A 16,795-nucleotide genomic window follows, 5' to 3' on the forward strand; every position below is an offset into this window, starting at 1 on the left:
CTTTACAAACGATAGTGATAAACATTATCATTCAGGTGCTGCTTAACGATCCCGCGGCTCGGGGATCGTCGGGCGCGCGACATTGCTCACATTGCTTACAGTTTCATTTTAATGCCAGCTCGGGTGCTGGCTTTTTTTTGCGGCCGATTCAGGCCGGACCGTCCTCACCCTCTTCATCGTGCGCCTCGCGTACCGTCGTCGCGACGATCCCGTGTTTTTTCATGATGGCACGCAACTGATGGTAGCTGATGCCGAGCAGATCGGCGGCGCGGCGCTGCTGAAAGTGCGCCTGCTGCAACGCCGCGCGGGCTAAGGCCTGCTCCTGCTGATTCTGCCAGGTACGCAAATCGAGCGGCAGCGTTGGCAGGGCGTTCGTCGGGGAGGGCGTGGCACTGGCGAGCGTACTGGGGAAGGGATTGAGCACGATCTGCTGTAACGGTGTGTCATCATCGCCGTGACGGAATACCGAGCGCTCCACCACATTTTTCAACTCCCGAATATTGCCCGGCCACGGGTAGTCGAGTAAGACGCGTTGCGCTTGGGCGGCGAAGCCGGCGAACAAGGGGCGCCCCAGTTCGCGGCACATCTGCATGGCGAAGTGCTCTGCCAGCGGTAGAATATCCGCCTGACGTTGACGCAACGCTGGCAGGGCAATGACCTCGAAAGTCAGGCGGTCGAGCAGATCGGCACGGAAGCGCCCGGCGGCGGCCAGCGCTGGCAGATCGGCGTGAGTGGCGCAGATCAGGCGCACATCCACCTGTAGCGCCTGACTGCCGCCGACGCGCTCCAACTGGCCGTATTCGATGACGCGCAACAACTTCTCCTGGATCAGCATCGGCGCCGTGGCCAGCTCATCGAGAAACAGGGTGCCGCCGTCGGCCCGTTCGAAACGTCCCAGATGGCGGCGCTGGGCGCCGGTAAAGGCCCCGGCCTCATGACCGAATAACTCCGAGTCCAGCAGATTCTCGTTGAGTGCGGCGCAGTTGAGGGAGATAAACGGCCCTTGCCATCGTGGGGAGAGGTAGTGCAGCCGTTGTGCGATCAGCTCCTTACCGGTGCCCCGTTCGCCTAAGATCAACACCGGTTTGTTCAACTGGGCGAGACGTGAGGTTTGCTCCAGCACCTCCAGAAAGGCGTTGTCTCCGCCCAACAGGGTATCGTGTGTGGCCATGCTCCACCTTGCATTGGTTATTTTCACTATTTATTAGTTAAACTCATCACATCGAGTAGCGCAACGCTCACGCCCGACATTCTTTTAACGTATTAATTTTTAATGATATTTTAATCATTGAAAAAATGGCACGCTATTTGAATAGTATCGTTATAGATAGCGCGGGCGACGACAGCCCGTCGTGTGCCGGAGTGGCGCCATACTGACAGAGGACAACATCATGGGTATTTTTTCTCGCTTTGCCGATATCGTAAACGCCAACATCAATACGCTGTTGGATAAGGCCGAAGATCCGCAGAAGTTGGTGCGGCTGATGATCCAAGAGATGGAGGATACGCTGGTGGAGGTGCGCTCCACCTCTGCGCGCGCGCTGGCGGAGAAGAAGCAGTTGCTGCGCCGCATCGAGCAAGCGACCCAGCAGTGCCAAGAGTGGCAGGAGAAGGCCGAGTTGGCCCTGCGCAAAGAGAAAGAGGATTTGGCGCGCGCGGCGTTGATCGAGAAGCAACGCGTCGGCGATCTGCTGCTCAGTTTGCAGCATGAGGTGGAAAGTGTGGAGGAGACGCTGGAGCGGATGAAACGTGAAATCAGCGAGCTAGAGAGTAAACTAACCGAAACGCGCGCGCGCCAGCAGGCGTTAACCTTGCGCCAGCAGGCGGCGGCCTCCTCACGCGAGGTGCGCCGGCAGTTGGACAGCGGTAAGTTGGATGAGGCCATGGCGCGCTTCGAACAGTTTGAGCGCCGTATCGACCAAATGGAGGCCGAAGCGGAGAGCGTCGCGTTGGGCAAAAAGAAGAGCTTGGAGCAGGAATTTGCCGAACTGAAAGCCGACGACGAGATCACTCGTCAGTTGGCCGAGATGAAGGCGCGCCTGCAACGCGGCGAATAAGTGTGCCGTTCGGCGGCCACTCTCACTAATCCACCCAAGGAGCGTATATGGGCTATCTGTTTTTGGCCATTCCTTTAACGTTGTTTGTGCTGTTCGTCCTGCCGATTTGGCTGTGGCTGCACTATGGCAACCGGCAACGCAGCGATAGCGTCCTACAGGCACAGGAACAACAACGTCTGGCGCAACTGAGCGACGAGGCGCAGCGCATGCGCCAGCGTATCAGCGCCTTGGAGGCGATCTTGGATGCGGAGCATCCTAACTGGAGGGACGCCTGATGACCACATCGTTGCCTGAGCATCGTCTATACCGCCTGCCGCAACGCGGCATGATCAAGGGGGTGTGCGCCGGCATTGCCGACTATTTTTCAGTTCCGGTGGCGCTGGTGCGTGCGATGGCGGTGCTGTCGGTGTTTTGCGGGCTGTTTATCTTCACGCTGTTGGCCTATGTGGTTCTGACCGTGACTCTGCCGGTGGCGGAGGGGGAGCGGCCGCCTGCCGCGCCGTGCGCCCGTGACCAGTTGGCGCGCAGCGCGGGGGAGCTGGAGCAGTGTGAGCAACGCCTGCGCCGTTTGGAGCGTTACGTGACGTCGCCGGCCTTCACTCTGAATCGTCGCTTTCGTCAACTGTAAGGTGGTGTCAGCGCGCGGGAGTGGGACAAGAGGACGCCGCTCATCCGCTCCGCTCGTCTGGCGTCGCTGTGCCGGCGGTGAGTGGAGCCAGAGGCGCGCCGTGGTGTACGCTATGTGACGGAGCGTTATTTTCAGCCGACTGCTGCGGCGCACTCATCCGCTGGCAGTGGCAAGGAGAAGCATGAAAAGGTTACAACATGATCTCAATGCGTTAGTCAATCGCGGCTTGGATCGTCACCTCTGCCTGGCGGTGACGGGGCTGAGCCGTAGCGGCAAGACAGCCTTCATCACCTCGTTGGTGAACCAGTTGTTGCACGTCCATAGTGGGGCGCGTCTGCCGCTGTTTTCCGCCCAGCGTGAGGAGCGTCTCTTGGGCGTGAAGCGGGTTCCACAGCGTGAGTTAGGGGTGGCTCGCTTTACCTATGACGAGGGGATGGCGCAACTGTATGGGGAGCCGCCGGACTGGCCGACGCCGACACGTGGGATCAGCGAGATCCGCCTGGCACTACGTTACCGCAGCCGCGAGTCCTTGCTGCGTCACTTCAAAGAGACCTCGACGCTCTACCTGGAGATCATCGATTATCCCGGTGAATGGTTGCTCGACTTGCCGATGCTCGATCTGGATTATCTGAGCTGGTCGCGCCAAATGAACGGCCTGTTGCAGGGGGAGCGGCGGACGTTGGCCGAGCCTTTCTTACGCCTGTGCGCCGCCTGTGATCCCCATGCCCCAGCCGATGAGCGCCAACTGGCGGCTATCGCCCAGGCTTATACCGACTACCTGATCCAGTGTAAGCGGCAAGGGCTGCACTTTATTCAGCCTGGCCGTTTCGTATTGCCGGGCGATATGGCCGGGGCGCCGGCGCTGCAATTCTTTCCTTGGCCTGCGCTGGATGAGGCGAACGAATCGCGCCTGGCCCGCGCTGAACGCCACAGTAACCTTGGCATGTTGCGTCAGCGTTACGATTACTATTGCCGTGAGGTGGTGAAGGGGTTTTATCGTCAGCACTTTGCGCGCTTCGACCGTCAGATCGTGCTGGTGGACTGTCTGCAACCGCTGAACAGCGGGCCGCAGGCGTTTAATGACATGCGTCTGGCGCTGAATCAGTTGATGCAGAGTTTTCATTACGGCAAGCGTACTCTCTATCGTCGCCTGTTCGCGCCTTGCATCGATCGGCTGATGTTTGCTGCCAGCAAGGCCGATCATATCACCGCCGATCAACATGCCAACCTGGTATCGCTGTTGCAACAGTTGGTACAGGACGCCTGGCAGAATGCGGCTTTTGAGGGGATCACCATGGATTGCGCCGCTATCGCGGCGATCCAAGCGACCCAGAGCGGGAGGGTACAGCATCAGGGGCAGAGTATCCCGGCGCTACGCGGCGAGCGCTTGCGCGATGGCGCGCCGCTGACGGTCTATCCGGGGGAGGTGCCGGCGCGTTTGCCGCAGGCAACGTTCTGGCAGCAGCAGGGGTTCTGTTTCGAGCAGTTCCGCCCGCAGCGGATGACGGTGGACACGCCATTACCGCATATCCGGATGGACAGTGTGATGGAATTCTTATTGGGAGATAAATTACGGTGAGCGATCCGATTAAAGGCCGCATCGATTTCGCTGTCGATCTCAGCGCGGAGCCGAACCCGTCGGTGCGTCCCGGCGTCGCCTTCGACGGGCAACAGGCCGAGGCGTTTACCCCGGCAGCGATGGCGGAGGTGGAGACGGAGCAGGAGGAGGGACGTCTGGAGGGGATGGTCAGCGTGGCGCTGCGCCCGCGCCGTAGCCTGTGGCGGCGTATCGCCGGCGCTGGGCTGGCGCTATTCGGCCTCAGCGTATTGGCCCAGGGCGGACACTGGCTCTACCAGGCTTGGATCGATCAGGATTGGATCGCCCTTGGCGGCTGCCTGGCGGGGGGGATGATCGTACTGGCTGGCGCTGGCGCGACGTTGAGTGAATGGCGCCATCTTTATCGCCTGCGCCAGCGCGCCGAGGAGCGAGAATTGGCCGGCGAATTGCTGCACAGTCACGCCGTCGGCCAGGGACGGGCGTTCTGTGAACGCTTGCTACGTCAAGCCGGGTTAGATCACAGTCATCCGGCGGTACAGCGCTGGCGGGCTGCCTTGCACGAAACGCACAGCGACCGCGAGGTGGTGGCGCTGTACGCGACACTGGTGCAGCCGGTTCTCGACCGTCAGGCGCGCCGGGAGATCAGTCGCTATGCCGCCGAGTCGACGCTGATGATCGCCGTCAGCCCGCTGGCGCTGGTGGATATGGCCTTTATCGCCTGGCGTAACCTTCGCCTGATCAACCGCATCGCCGCACTGTATGGTATTGAGCTGGGCTACTATAGCCGTCTGCGTCTGTTCCGTCTGGTGCTGCTGAATATCGCCTTTGCCGGCGCCTCGGAGTTGGTGCGTGAGGTGGGGATGGACTGGGTCTCTCAAGATCTGGCGGCACGGCTATCGGCGCGCGCCGCCCAAGGGATCGGGGCCGGGCTACTGACGGCGCGCCTGGGGATCAAGGCGATGGAGCTGTGTCGGCCATTGCCTTGGCTCGACGACGATCGTCCACGTCTGGGCGACTTCCGGCGCGAGTTGCTGGCGCAGTTGCGTCGCACTCTGCCATCGCGCCAGGAGAACGATCCGGCATAACGCCAGGCCGCCGCCGCGTGACGCCCGCCTGTCGGCGTGGGGAGCGCGGCGGCTTATAGTTACACTGTCACTTCTAGCGGAAGGCTGGCGTCGGCTCCCCATTCGCTCCAGGCGCCGTCATACAGCGCCGTCTCGTCAATCCCCAATGCCGCCAGCGCTAACAGCAGCACCGCCGCCGTGACTCCAGAGCCACAACTGGCGATGATCGGGCGCGTCAAATCGAGGCCAGCCTGGTGAAATAAGGCGCGCAGCTCATCGGGCGTCTTCAGTGCGCCGTCACGCACTACCGTTTCCCAAGGAAGATTATGGCTGCCGGGAATATGGCCGCTGCGTAGGCCGGGACGAGGCTCCGGCGCCCGCCCTTGGAAGCGGGCGGCGGCGCGCGCATCGACGATTTGGCGCTGTCCGCTGCGCACCGCCTGCAAGACCTGAGCGGCACTACACAGGCGACGCGTATCCAGGCGGGCGCAGAACGCTCCGGGCTCGCTGGCACTCATCTCCCCTTGGCCGAGGGGCAATCCCAAACGCTGCCAAGCGGCTAGCCCGCCGGCGAGCAGGGAGACACGGGGCGCGCCGAAGACACGCAGCATCCACCAGGCGCGTGGGGCGCTGAAGAGACTACCATCGTCGTAGATCACCAGATGGTTGTCGCGCCGAATACCTAAGGCCTGCATCGCGGCGGCGAAGTCGGCGGCATCGGGCAGCATGTGGGGCAGGGGACTGCGCGCATCGGAGAGCGCCTCGATATCGAAACGACGGGCATGAGGCAGGTGTTGTGCGCGAAATTGTGCGGCCAGATCGCCCGCTTGTCCGGGCGGCAGTAGACGGGCATCAAGCAGTTGCAGATCCGCGTCCGCCAGGTGGGCGGCTAACCACTCAGGGGGGACAAACAGAGATGGCGACATAAGGGCTCCTGAAGATGAGAAGGATGGGCAATGGTATAGCGCAAAGGCGCGTCGAAGGGTAGTCGCTAGGGCATAGATAGATGCAGGGCGTATGCCATGTTTACATTATGTTCTGCTAAAATGTATGATAAATCTATGCTAAGATACTGTACGCGTTGGCTTACGCTCACCGCGGCGCGCCGTTGCAGACGGTGCGCGGGAAGTGAGGCAGTCGGCGTATGCCAAGCGGATGATCTGGCCTGTGAAAAACGATCAGATGGCTGGCGTATAACAGAAATGTCTGTAAACTTTATGTGACAGATTGTTACTTCAGCCGCTGTGCTGGTGGTTTGGATAAGCAACGGCTGTTTTTTCGCGTATACACGCAGCATAAGCAGAGTAGGATCAAAACTAATGCGTCTGGAAGTTTTTTGTGAAGACCGTATCGGTCTAACGCGCGAACTGCTGGATCTCCTCGCCGCACGCAGCATCGACTTGCGTGGCATCGAGATCGATACCATCGGGCGGATCTACCTCAACTTTACCGAGCTGGATTTCGAGATCTTTCGCCAGCTTATGGCCGAGATCCGTCGCATCAACGGGGTAACGGATGTACGCACCGTGCCCTTTATGCCCTCCGAGCGTGAGCACCGCGCCATGTGGGCGCTGTTGGAGTCGTTGCCGGAGCCGGTCTTTTCCATCGATATGAAAGGGAAGGTCGAGCTGGCTAACAAGGCGGCACTGTCCTTGTTTGCTACCAGCGAAGAGAAGATTTGTCATCAGACGGCGGCGACGCTGATCGGCGGCTACAATTTTCTGCGTTGGCTGGAGGATGACGATGTCGCACCACACAGCGAGAAGGTGGTGATCCGCGGTCAGGATTACCTGATGGATATCATGCCGATCTACCTAGACGACAGCAAACAGGCGCACCGTACCCCGGTCGGTGCGGTGGTGGTGCTGAAGTCAGCGGTGCGCATGGGACGCCAGCTACAGAACTTGGCGGTGAACGATAACAGCGAGTTCGACCATATCATCGGCATCAGCCCGAAGATGCGTCTGCTGCTGGAGCAGGCACGCAAGCTGGCGATGCTGGATGCCCCGTTGCTGCTGGTCGGCGAGACTGGCACCGGCAAAGATGTCTTAGCCCGCGCCTGCCATCTGCGCAGTCCGCGCGGCAAGAAGCCTTTCTTGGCGCTGAATTGTGCCGCCCTGCCCGACGAGGTGGCAGAGAGTGAACTGTTCGGCCACGCCGCCGGCGCCTATCCCAATGCATTGGAGGGCAAGAAGGGGTTTTTCGAGCAGGCTAACGGCGGCACCGTGCTGCTGGATGAGATCGGTGAGATGTCGCCGCGCATGCAGACTAAGCTGCTGCGTTTCCTTAACGACGGCACTTTCCGGCGTGTCGGCGAAGAGCATGAGGTGCGAGTCGATGTGCGGGTGATCTGTGCCACTCAGAAGAACCTGATCGATCTGGTACAACGCGGCCAGTTCCGCGAGGATCTCTATTACCGTCTCAATGTGCTGACCCTGAACCTGCCGCCGTTGCGTGAACGAGTGCAGGACATCATGCCGTTGACCGAGCTGTTTGTGTCGCGCTTCGCCGATGAGCAGGGGATGCCGCGTCCCAAGCTGGCGCCTGAGTTAAGCGCCTTCCTCAGCCAGTATGGCTGGCCGGGCAACGTACGCCAGTTAAAGAACGCCATCTACCGCGCCTTGACACAGCTACAGGGCTACGAGCTCCGTCCGCAGGACATCGTGCTGCCGGAGTTTGAGGCAGAGATGGCGCTGGGCGATGAGGTGCTGGATGGCTCGTTGGATGAGATCTGCAAGCGTTTCGAACGTTCGGTGCTGACGCGACTGTATCGCAACTATCCGAGCACCCGGAAGCTGGCTAAGCGGCTCGGCGTCTCGCATACCGCGATCGCCAATAAGCTGCGTGAATATGGCCTGAGTAGCCGCCGGCAGACAGAGCGTGAAACCCACAACCAGAGCGCATCGCGTTAAGCACCGCGTTCATCATTATTACAGGGCGGCATGGGCCGCCCTGTCTTCACTTAGCCCGTTTAACGCAATAGCGCCAAGGCCGCCTCGTAATCCGGCTCGTCGGCAATCTCGCTCACCAGCTGGCTATGGATGACTCGGTTATCCCCATCTAAGACCAGCACCGCCCGCGCCGTCAGTCCGGTTAACGGCCCCTCGGCGATCGCCACGCCATACGCCTGCTTGAATTGCGCGCCCCGTAGGGTGGAGAGGGTGATCACATTGTTCAACCCCTCGGCACCGCAAAAGCGGGCCTGGGCGAAAGGCAGGTCGGCAGAAATACACAGTACCACGCTGTTGTCGGCCTCGGCGGCCAATTGGTTGAAGCGCCGGACCGAGGTAGCACAGACACCGGTATCAATACTGGGGAAGATGTTCAGGATCTTACGCTGTTGGCCGAAGCTGGCTAGGGTAATGTCCTGTAACTCCTTGTTGACCAGGGAGAACGCGGGAGCCTGCTCGCCAGGCTGCGGGAAATGCCCATCCAGTTTGATCGGTGTACCACGGAATAAAACAGTTTGCGTCATGCTCGCTCCCCTTGTGTTTATGTTTTGTTAAAAACAAGTTTCAGTGTACGTCAATGACTGCGTCAGGGGTAGCGCCCTCGGCAGTATGCTTCGCGCCGACACGCGGCGAAATAGCGACAATAACGCGTGGCGACGGGCATCTCATTTAGACCAAGTATAGCTTGCCATGTCAGGGCGCGGTGTCGCCGGTCATCGCGTGCCATCGTGACAAGGAGGGCACGATAGGGCATGCATTTGCCACGGTGTCGTACCGTCTTAGCGCGTGATAGGCGTCGCGCAGCGGGGAGGCACCGGCCTACGCGTCAGAGGCGAGGCGGGTTAAATCGGGGCGGCAAAATGGAGCGGCATCCTTACCTTGAGGAAGCAAGCCGTCAACTGCACTTTATCCGGTACGCTCTCGATGGGCCTAGGGGAAGGGAACACATCATTTTTTCTGTAGACTTTCAGGTTATTTCTGGTCAATGCGGCGCGCGACCGTCTGAATAATTGAACGATTGTCATGCTAATTATAATAATTCATTTAAAAAAGTATATTTATTGTATTTTCCTTTAATTGTTCCCCCCTGCGGCTCTCCGCTTCCTAGAAAAAACACCTATTAATTTCCTTAATTGCATTATTCAGCGGGAAAAAAATGTTATGACCTCCGTGGAAATAGTCAATTGGCTGGCAAGCGAGTAAAAGCAAGACTTTTGTCGCAGGCCTGATCCTAGGGCATGATGCGCCCATCATGGCTAATTCACGCGGCGACCTGGGCCAAGCCAGGCGCTGGCGGCGCAGAGTGTGCGCGGGTCATCTTTTGCCAATCGTTTGAAAACAAATGTAAACTTAAAGTTTGTCGCAAGAAAACTAGGCACAATAGATTGCCATTAAGTAAGCAAGTATTAATACTTGTGTCATACGGCGTGGCGCCGGCTACCGTCACGGCGCCGTTGACTCATTGAATTGTTCAGGAACCCAGCATGAAGAGACGCGCATTAACCGCAATCAGCCTGATGTTGTCGCTATGGATGGCGGCAGGGAGCACCGCGCAAGCGGCCGATTATCCCCTGCCTGCGCCGGGTAGCCGGCTGATCGGTGAGAACTTTACCTATACCGTTCCCCAAGATGGTAAGCCGCTGGAGTCGACTGCCGCGCGCTTTCAGATTGGGTTGCTGGGAATGATGGAGGCCAATCCCGGCGTCGATCCTTTTCTGCCTAAGGCGGGCAGCGAGTTGATCATTCCGGCGCAAATGCTGCTGCCGGACGCGCCGCGCGAAGGGATCGTCATCAACCTGGCCGAGCTGCGCCTGTTCTACTATCCGCCGGGTGGGGAGCGGGTCGAAGTCTATCCGATCGGCATCGGTCAGTTGGGGCGTAACACGCCGGAGATGGTGACCCGGGTGTCACAGCATATCAAGGATCCAACCTGGACGCCGACCGCCAATATTCGCCGTCACTATCGCCAACAGGGCATCACTCTGCCGGCGGTGATGCCGGCCCGGGCCGGATAACCCGATGGGGCGTTATGCGCTGCGCCTGGCGGCGCAAGGCGGGGTCTATCTGATCCATGGCACCAATGCCGATTTTGGTATTGGCATGCGCGTTAGCTCCGGTTGCATTCGCTTACGACCTGACGACATCGAAGCGTTGTTCCGCAGCGTTCCGGCCAACACCCGAGTGCAGATAGTCAATCAGCCGGTGAAGGTTGCGATTGAGCCTGATGGCAAGCGTTATGTCGAGGTACATCAACCGTTATCGCGCACCGAGCGTGATGATCCGCAGACCATGCCGATCGCGCTCAGCCAGTCGCAGGCTGCTTTCGTCGCCAGCCCCTTGACAGATCGCGCCGCTTTCGCGCAGGCGATGCAGCGCCGCTCCGGTATGCCAGTGCTGGTGAGCTATGCGGCTAGCGTTACCCCGGCGGTGCTCTCCCGCTCTCCGTCGGCGGCACCGATCAGCGCGGCACAGCCAGAAACAGCGCCAGCAGCGCGTTAAATCGCTGTAGCGGCGAGAATGATGAGATAGGGGAGGGTAACCGCCCCTTTTTTTGTCGGCGCTGGTAGCGCAGCGCAGGGCGCGTTAACGCCAAAGGGCGACACCAGGCAATAAAAAAGGCGCACCGAAGTGCGCCTTTTTCGCTCAGCTCAAGAAATCTTATTTCTTGTAAGCGTGAGCCATGTTGTCCAGACGCTGGTTAGCGCGAGCTGCGTCGTCTTTAGCAGCCTGAACGTCAGCGCGCATTGCGTTCACGTCAGAAGACAGCTGGTCAACTTTGGTGTTCAGGGTCTGAACGTCAGAAGACAGCTGATCGATTTTCGCGTTAGAAGAGCAGCCAGCCAGCAGAGTAGAACCCAGGATAACGGCGCCCAGTACCAGTTTAGTACGATTCATTATAAAACCCTCTAGATTGAGTTAATCTCCATGTAGCGTTACAAGTATTACACAAACCATTTTCTAAAGAGAATAAATTTTTCATGCCAGAGCGGTTTATTTTGATCGTTCGCTCAAAGAACCACCTTGTTTTGCGGGAAGGTTAAAAAAGGGAGACAAAACAGGTCGCTTCTATTGGATTCTTCTTATTTCGCTATTCAGTTAATTCTATTAATAATATCAATTCAAGAGATAAAAATGTTGTACTCGGATAAAAAAAGCGCCGCAGTGCGGCGCTTGAAATTAATTATTTTTGTGCTATTACAGCACGTGGACAGAGGCGGTGTTGGTGGTGCCGCTCGGTACCAGCGCGCCGGATACCATTACCACCACGTCGCCTTTCTGAGCCAGGCCGCTTTCCAGCGCGGCCTCTTTACCGATACGGTAGAAGTCGTCGGTAGAGGCGATCTCTTTTACCATCATCGGAATGACGCCCTTGCTCAGGATCAGTTGACGCGCGGTCACCGGATTGGTGGTTAGCGCCAGGATCATCGCGTCCGGGAAGTACTTACGCACCGCCTTGGCAGACTTGCCGCCGGCGGTTGCGACGACGATCAGCGGGGCATCCAGTTTCTCGGCGGTTTCGACCGCGCCGCGGCAGACGGCTTCGGTGATGCGCAGCTTGCGTGAGTCGTGCAGGGTATCGATGCGGCTTTGCATGACGCGGTCGGTGCGCTCACAGATGGTGGCCATGATGCTGACGGCTTCCAGCGGGTATTTACCCTTGGCGCTCTCGCCAGACAGCATGACTGCGTCGGTGCCATCCAGGATGGCGTTGGCAACGTCACCGGCTTCCGCACGCGTCGGGCGCGGGTTCTTGATCATGGAATCCAGCATCTGGGTCGCGGTGATAACCACTTTACGCGCCCGGTTGCATTTCTCGATCATCATCTTCTGCGCGAAGATCACTTCTTCTACCGGGATTTCGACACCCAAGTCGCCACGCGCAACCATGATGCCGTCAGAGGCTTCCAGGATCTCGTCAAAGTTATTCAGGCCTTCTTGGTTTTCGATCTTGGAGATGATCTGGATCTGCTCGCCACCGTGGGCTTTCAGATGTTCACGGATCTCCAGCACGTCGGCGCGCTTACGGATGAACGAGGCGGCGACGAAGTCAACACCTTGCTCACAACCGAAGACCAGGTCACGCTTGTCTTTTTCGGCCAGTGCCGGCAGTTGGATGGAGACGCCCGGCAGGTTGACGCCCTTGTTTTCGCCCAGGTCGCCATTGTTCAGAACTTTACAGACGACGCTGCTCTCGGTGACATCGATCACCTCCATCCCGATCAGACCATCGTCGACCAGCACGGTGTTACCGATGCGCAGGTCGGCGGCGAAGCCCGGGTAGGTGACGGCGACGCGTTCGCGGTTACCAATGACACTCTGGTCGGTGGTGAAGGTGAAGGTCTGGCCGGCAGTCAAGGAGACATCGTTGCCCCCTTCCAGTTTCATGGTGCGGATTTCCGGGCCCTTGGTGTCCAGCAGGATCGCGGCTTTCTGACCCGTCTTCTCCATGACAGCGCGCAGGTTTTTGATGCGCTGGCCGTGTTCTTCATAGTCACCGTGGGAAAAGTTCAGGCGCATAACGTTCATGCCTGCGTTCAGCAGCTTACCCAGCATCTCTTCGGATTCGGTCTTCGGACCGATGGTGCATACGATCTTGGTCTTTTTCATGACATTCATTTCTGCAAGTTGTGATGGATTGGAAAACGCTTACGCTCACAGCCAGCGGCCGCGAGGACGGGGGGTAAAACAGGTGATGCGAAAATAGGACTACTAAGAAGAATAGATGGCAGCCGGGAAGCCGGGGCAAAAAGTGCATGCCCGAGGGGAGATGATAAGCGCGGAGGCCGCGTTGTAGTGTAATAGGCGCTGCGACGAATCAAGGGCTGAAACCATTCAACAAAATTGACGCCGTCTATTATACGTATATAACCGCTAGAAAGACAACGAATTCGGATGGCGTGTGCGCAATTACGAAAAATGACCTGCCGGATACGTTTTTTGTTGCGCAACAAAGCATGTTTTACCGAATTATTGCGCCCGTCAGACCGCCTTAGGCGCCAAGTTCGGGCGGCGGGGATCAGCCCGCGTCGCGGCTTAAGACCTGCCGTAAGGCGGCGATGAGGCGCGCATTATCGGGCCGTAGACGCACGCAGACGCGATAATAGCGGGCATCCAGCCCCGGGTAGTTGGCGCAGCTGCGGATCAACAGGCCGTGTGCCAACAACGCCTGACGGAGGTCGAGCGCCGGACGTTCGCAGCGTAGCAGCAAGTAGTTGGCGCGTCCGGGCCACACCGTCAGCCCCGTTAAGGCCTGGAGGGCGGCCTGCAACCACGGGCGCTCATGCGCCAGCCAGGCCAGCGTGCGCTGGCGGTAGTCATCATCACGCAGCACCCATTCGCCGGCCAACGCGGCGAAGGCGTTGATGCTCCAGGGATGGCGCAAGGCGCGCACTTGCGCCGTCAGCGCCTGATCGGCGCTCAGTAGGTAGCCGAGACGTAAGCCGGCGATGGCATAGAACTTGGTCAGCGAGCGCAGCACGCAGAGCGTGGGAAAGCGCGCCAGCAGTGGGATCGCGCCGGGCTCGTCGGCGATAAAGTCCCAGAAGGCTTCGTCGACGATCAGGCGTACGCCGAGGCGCTGGCAGCGCTCGGCTAGCGCCAGCAGGAGCTCGGGCGACACGGTTAGCCCGGTCGGGTTGTTGGGGGTGCAAAGAAAGACACAGTCGAGATCGGCGTTGATGGCGTCCAGCAGCGCGCCATCGACCGTAAATCCCGTTTCAGCCCGTAGGGTATAATGGCGCAGGGTGCAGCCCACGCGCTGCAACGCCCGGCGATACTCGGCGAAGCTGGGGGTCAGTAAGAGGGCCTGACGCGGCTGTAACGCCTCGACCAGATTAAAGATCAGCTCGGTCTCGCCGTTGCCGGCCACGATCCACTCGGGCGGCAGTTGATGGTGGGCTGCCAAGGCGCGATGTAGTGCGCGATAGTCGAGGTCGGGATAGGGTTGAGCCAGATCTAACTGGGCGTGCAGCGCCTGACGCAGGGTGTCGGGCATGCCCCATGGATTGATGTTGGCGCTGAAATCGGTGAGGCTGTGCACGGCGACGCCGAGCTGTTCGGCGACGCCGACGACGTCGCCACCGTGTGGGCTGAGCAACATAATGATCTGGACTCCTGAGCGGCTGTGGCGGCAAGGCGTCGACCCGGCGTAGCCGATGATCCTGCGCCGTTACGCTCACCGTCTCTCGGGGATATGTGGGCGCACAGCCTATTATTTTGCTTATTTTGCTGTAATTTATCCGTTTCGCCGGGCATCCGGCAAGCGCTTCCCGCGCCGCAGGGGGGCGGATGCGGTCGACATCCTCATCGTCGCCGCCTTCGCGGTGGCGATGGCCGCTGACGGGCGAGCCGCTGGGCGTAACGCGCCGCGCTGTTTTTTTGCGTCTGCACTGGATTAGTCGGCGGGGCAGACGCCGTGAGTTAATGATAACGATGGAGGGGGATATGACCCTATCAATTATGGTGCAAGGCACCGCGTCCGATGCGGGCAAGAGTGTGTTGTGCGCCGGACTGTGTCGGGTATTCTCCCAGGACGGCTACCGTGTAGCCCCATTCAAGTCACAGAATATGGCACTGAATTCCGGCATCACCGCCGATGGTGGCGAGATGGGGCGGGCACAGATGATGCAGGCCGAGGCGGCCGGCATCGCGCCGGATGTGCGGATGAATCCGATCCTGCTCAAGCCGAGCAGCGATTGCCAGGCGCAAGTGGTACTGATGGGACGGGTGTTACAGGATATGGACGCCGCGCATTATCATCGGTATAAGCCGCAATTGCTGGAGCAGGTGGCGCAGGTGTATCACCAGTTGGCGGCCCAGGTCGATATCATGGTACTGGAGGGGGCGGGCAGCCCGGCGGAGATTAACCTGCGTGATCGCGACATCGTCAACATGGGTATGGCGGAGAAAGTCGACGCTCCGGTGCTGCTGGTGGCCGATATCGATCGCGGCGGAGTCTTCGCTGCCATCTATGGCACTCTGGCGTTACTGGAGCCGCAAGAGCGCGCACGGGTGAAAGGCGTCATCATCAACAAGTTTCGTGGCGATGTCAGCCTACTGACGCCAGGCTTGCGCCAGATCGAAGCGCTGACCGGTGTGCCGGTACTGGGGGTGGTGCCCTGGCTGGATCTCGATCTGGATGATGAAGACGGCGTCGCCTTGCAGCGCGGCAAGTACCGTGACGAGACGGTGCGCGCGTTAGACATCGCGGTGCTGCAATTGCCTTATATGTCTAACTTCACTGATTTCTCCCCGCTGCTGGCCCAGCCGGACGTCACGCTGCGCTACCTGACCCGACCTGAGGCGATCGGTCGGCCGGATCTGCTGATCTTGCCGGGCAGCAAGAGTACGCTGGCCGACCTGCGCTACCTGCACGACAGTGGACTGACGCATGCGCTGCTCTGCGCCCATCAAGACGGAGTCCCTATCTTGGGGATCTGTGGTGGCTACCAGATGCTGGGGAGGCAAATCGTCGATGGCGTGGAGTCGACGCAGGCGGCGATGGCGGGGCTCGGACTGCTGGATTGCGAGACCCGTTTCGCTCGCCACAAGACCACCACCCAGGTGCAGGCACAGATCGCCGCCGCATTGCCCGGCCCTTGGGGCAGCTGTGCCGGCCTCGCGTTGACGGGCTATGAGATCCATATGGGGACGACGCAACGCGGCGCCGGCTGCGCGCCATTCTGCCAGCTACAGCAGCGTAACGGCGCACCCTGCGCGCAGGAGGAGGGCGCGATCAGCCATGATGGCCTGGTGATGGGCACCTACCTGCATGGCCTGTTCGATGCGCCGCGTGTGACGCGCAGCCTGCTCGATGCATTGCGCCGCGCCAAAGGAATGCCGCCGGCGGAGGGCGCACCACTGGATTATCATGCATGGCGCCAGCGCCAGTTTGACGCCTTGGCGGCGGCCTTGCGCGCGCATCTGGATCTGCCACAGATTTACCGCTTGATGCGTGAACATGCCAAGGAGTCCCAATGCTAACGTTGATCACCGGCGGCGCGCGCAGCGGTAAGAGCGCGCTGGCCGAGCGCCTAGCCGGCGCCCATGGTGCACGGGTATTGTATATCGCCACCTCACTGGCGACGGATGATGAGATGGCGGCGCGTATCGCCCATCATCGAGCGGCGCGCCCGGCCAACTGGCGTACGCATGAGGGGTTTACCCACCTGGATCAGGTGATCGCCCGCGAGGCACCGCAGTGTGACGCCATCATGTTGGAGTGTGTGACCACGCTGATCACCAATCTCCTGTTCGCCGAGGCCGGCGATCTTGCCCTGGAGGCGCTGGATTTCGCCAGGTTAGAGGCCACGATCCAGCACCAGGTCACGGCGTTGGCTGCGGCGTGCCGTCACAGCGCCTGCCCGGTCTATGTAGTGACCAATGAGGTGGGGATGGGCATCGTGCCGGAACATCGACTGGCCCGCCATTTCCGCGATATCGCCGGGCGCGTTAACCAACGCTTAGCCGCCGAGGCCCGCCAGGTGTACCTGGTGGTTAGCGGTATTGAAATGAAGATAAAAGGGTAAAGAGGAAAA

14 protein-coding genes and 1 pseudogene are annotated in these 16,795 nt (G+C 59.7%); 9 read left to right on the forward strand and 6 right to left on the reverse strand.

What is annotated here, in order from left to right; genetic code table 11:
- Positions 1 to 148: 148 nt before the first annotated feature.
- Complete coding sequence (gene pspF, locus EHO01S_RS07300) at positions 149 to 1,171, reverse strand: phage shock protein operon transcriptional activator (RefSeq protein ID WP_024523343.1); 1,023 nt, start codon at positions 1,169 to 1,171, stop codon at positions 149 to 151.
- Between the two features lie 220 nt (positions 1,172 to 1,391).
- Here pspF and pspA point away from each other — a divergent pair, with 220 nt between their 5' ends.
- From pspA to EHO01S_RS07325, 5 genes are all read left to right on the forward strand, one after another.
- The gene (gene pspA, locus EHO01S_RS07305) at positions 1,392 to 2,057 is read left to right on the forward strand and encodes a phage shock protein PspA (RefSeq protein WP_024523344.1); all 666 of its coding nucleotides are present in this window, start codon (positions 1,392 to 1,394) and stop codon (positions 2,055 to 2,057) included.
- Positions 2,058 to 2,104: 47 nt separating this feature from the next.
- The gene (pspB, locus tag EHO01S_RS07310; RefSeq protein ID WP_005293469.1) at positions 2,105 to 2,332 is read left to right on the forward strand and encodes an envelope stress response membrane protein PspB; all 228 of its coding nucleotides are present in this window, start codon (positions 2,105 to 2,107) and stop codon (positions 2,330 to 2,332) included.
- The gene (gene pspC / locus EHO01S_RS07315) at positions 2,332 to 2,685 is read left to right on the forward strand and encodes an envelope stress response membrane protein PspC (RefSeq protein WP_024523345.1); all 354 of its coding nucleotides are present in this window, start codon (positions 2,332 to 2,334) and stop codon (positions 2,683 to 2,685) included. The genes pspB and pspC overlap by 1 nt, the downstream gene beginning before the upstream one ends.
- Before the next feature lie 181 nt (positions 2,686 to 2,866).
- Positions 2,867 to 4,264 carry a YcjX family GTP-binding protein gene (locus EHO01S_RS07320; RefSeq protein WP_024523346.1) on the forward strand — a complete coding sequence of 466 codons (1,398 nt, stop codon included), beginning with the start codon at positions 2,867 to 2,869 and terminating at the stop codon, positions 4,262 to 4,264.
- On the forward strand, positions 4,261 to 5,328 hold the full coding sequence (locus tag EHO01S_RS07325; RefSeq protein WP_024523347.1) for a TIGR01620 family protein: 1,068 nt from the start codon (positions 4,261 to 4,263) through the stop codon (positions 5,326 to 5,328). The genes EHO01S_RS07320 and EHO01S_RS07325 overlap by 4 nt, the downstream gene beginning before the upstream one ends.
- Before the next feature lie 59 nt (positions 5,329 to 5,387).
- Here the strand turns inward: EHO01S_RS07325 and sseA are convergent, their stop codons facing one another.
- Entirely contained in the window at positions 5,388 to 6,233 is an 846-nt protein-coding gene (gene sseA / locus EHO01S_RS07330; protein ID WP_024523348.1) for a 3-mercaptopyruvate sulfurtransferase, read from the reverse strand.
- Positions 6,234 to 6,626: 393 nt separating this feature from the next.
- Between sseA and tyrR the strand changes: the two genes are divergently transcribed.
- The gene (gene tyrR / locus EHO01S_RS07335) at positions 6,627 to 8,219 is read left to right on the forward strand and encodes a transcriptional regulator TyrR (protein ID WP_024523349.1); all 1,593 of its coding nucleotides are present in this window, start codon (positions 6,627 to 6,629) and stop codon (positions 8,217 to 8,219) included.
- A 59-nt stretch (positions 8,220 to 8,278) separates the two neighbouring features.
- On the opposite strand, the gene tpx is transcribed toward tyrR, so the two are convergent.
- A complete protein-coding gene (gene tpx / locus EHO01S_RS07340; RefSeq protein ID WP_024523350.1) occupies positions 8,279 to 8,782 on the reverse strand; it encodes a thiol peroxidase in 504 nt (167 codons plus the stop codon).
- A 960-nt stretch (positions 8,783 to 9,742) separates the two neighbouring features.
- Here tpx and EHO01S_RS17490 point away from each other — a divergent pair.
- Positions 9,743 to 10,757: pseudogene (locus tag EHO01S_RS17490) on the forward strand (L,D-transpeptidase family protein).
- Between the two features lie 159 nt (positions 10,758 to 10,916).
- Here EHO01S_RS17490 and EHO01S_RS07350 read toward each other — a convergent pair.
- The 3 genes from EHO01S_RS07350 to cobD all read right to left on the reverse strand — a co-directional run bounded on the left by EHO01S_RS07350 (position 10,917) and on the right by cobD (position 14,358).
- Complete coding sequence (locus EHO01S_RS07350) at positions 10,917 to 11,153, reverse strand: major outer membrane lipoprotein (protein WP_005285548.1); 237 nt, start codon at positions 11,151 to 11,153, stop codon at positions 10,917 to 10,919.
- A 300-nt stretch (positions 11,154 to 11,453) separates the two neighbouring features.
- Positions 11,454 to 12,866, reverse strand: a complete 1,413-nt coding sequence (gene pykF, locus EHO01S_RS07355; RefSeq protein WP_024523351.1) for a pyruvate kinase PykF — start codon at positions 12,864 to 12,866, stop codon at positions 11,454 to 11,456.
- A 409-nt stretch (positions 12,867 to 13,275) separates the two neighbouring features.
- A complete protein-coding gene (gene cobD, locus EHO01S_RS07360; protein ID WP_035370331.1) occupies positions 13,276 to 14,358 on the reverse strand; it encodes a threonine-phosphate decarboxylase CobD in 1,083 nt (360 codons plus the stop codon).
- Positions 14,359 to 14,702: 344 nt separating this feature from the next.
- On the opposite strand from cobD, the gene EHO01S_RS07370 reads away from it, so the two are divergent.
- Entirely contained in the window at positions 14,703 to 16,241 is a 1,539-nt protein-coding gene (locus tag EHO01S_RS07370; RefSeq protein WP_024523354.1) for a cobyric acid synthase, read from the forward strand.
- Positions 16,235 to 16,786, forward strand: coding sequence for a bifunctional adenosylcobinamide kinase/adenosylcobinamide-phosphate guanylyltransferase (cobU, locus tag EHO01S_RS07375; RefSeq protein WP_024523355.1), 552 nt, complete (start codon positions 16,235 to 16,237; stop codon positions 16,784 to 16,786). The genes EHO01S_RS07370 and cobU overlap by 7 nt, the downstream gene beginning before the upstream one ends.
- The last annotated feature ends 9 nt before the right edge of the window (positions 16,787 to 16,795 follow it).

The sequence above is a fragment of the Edwardsiella hoshinae NBRC 105699 = ATCC 33379 genome (assembly GCF_000474215.1).
GTDB lineage: Bacteria > Pseudomonadota > Gammaproteobacteria > Enterobacterales > Enterobacteriaceae > Edwardsiella > Edwardsiella hoshinae.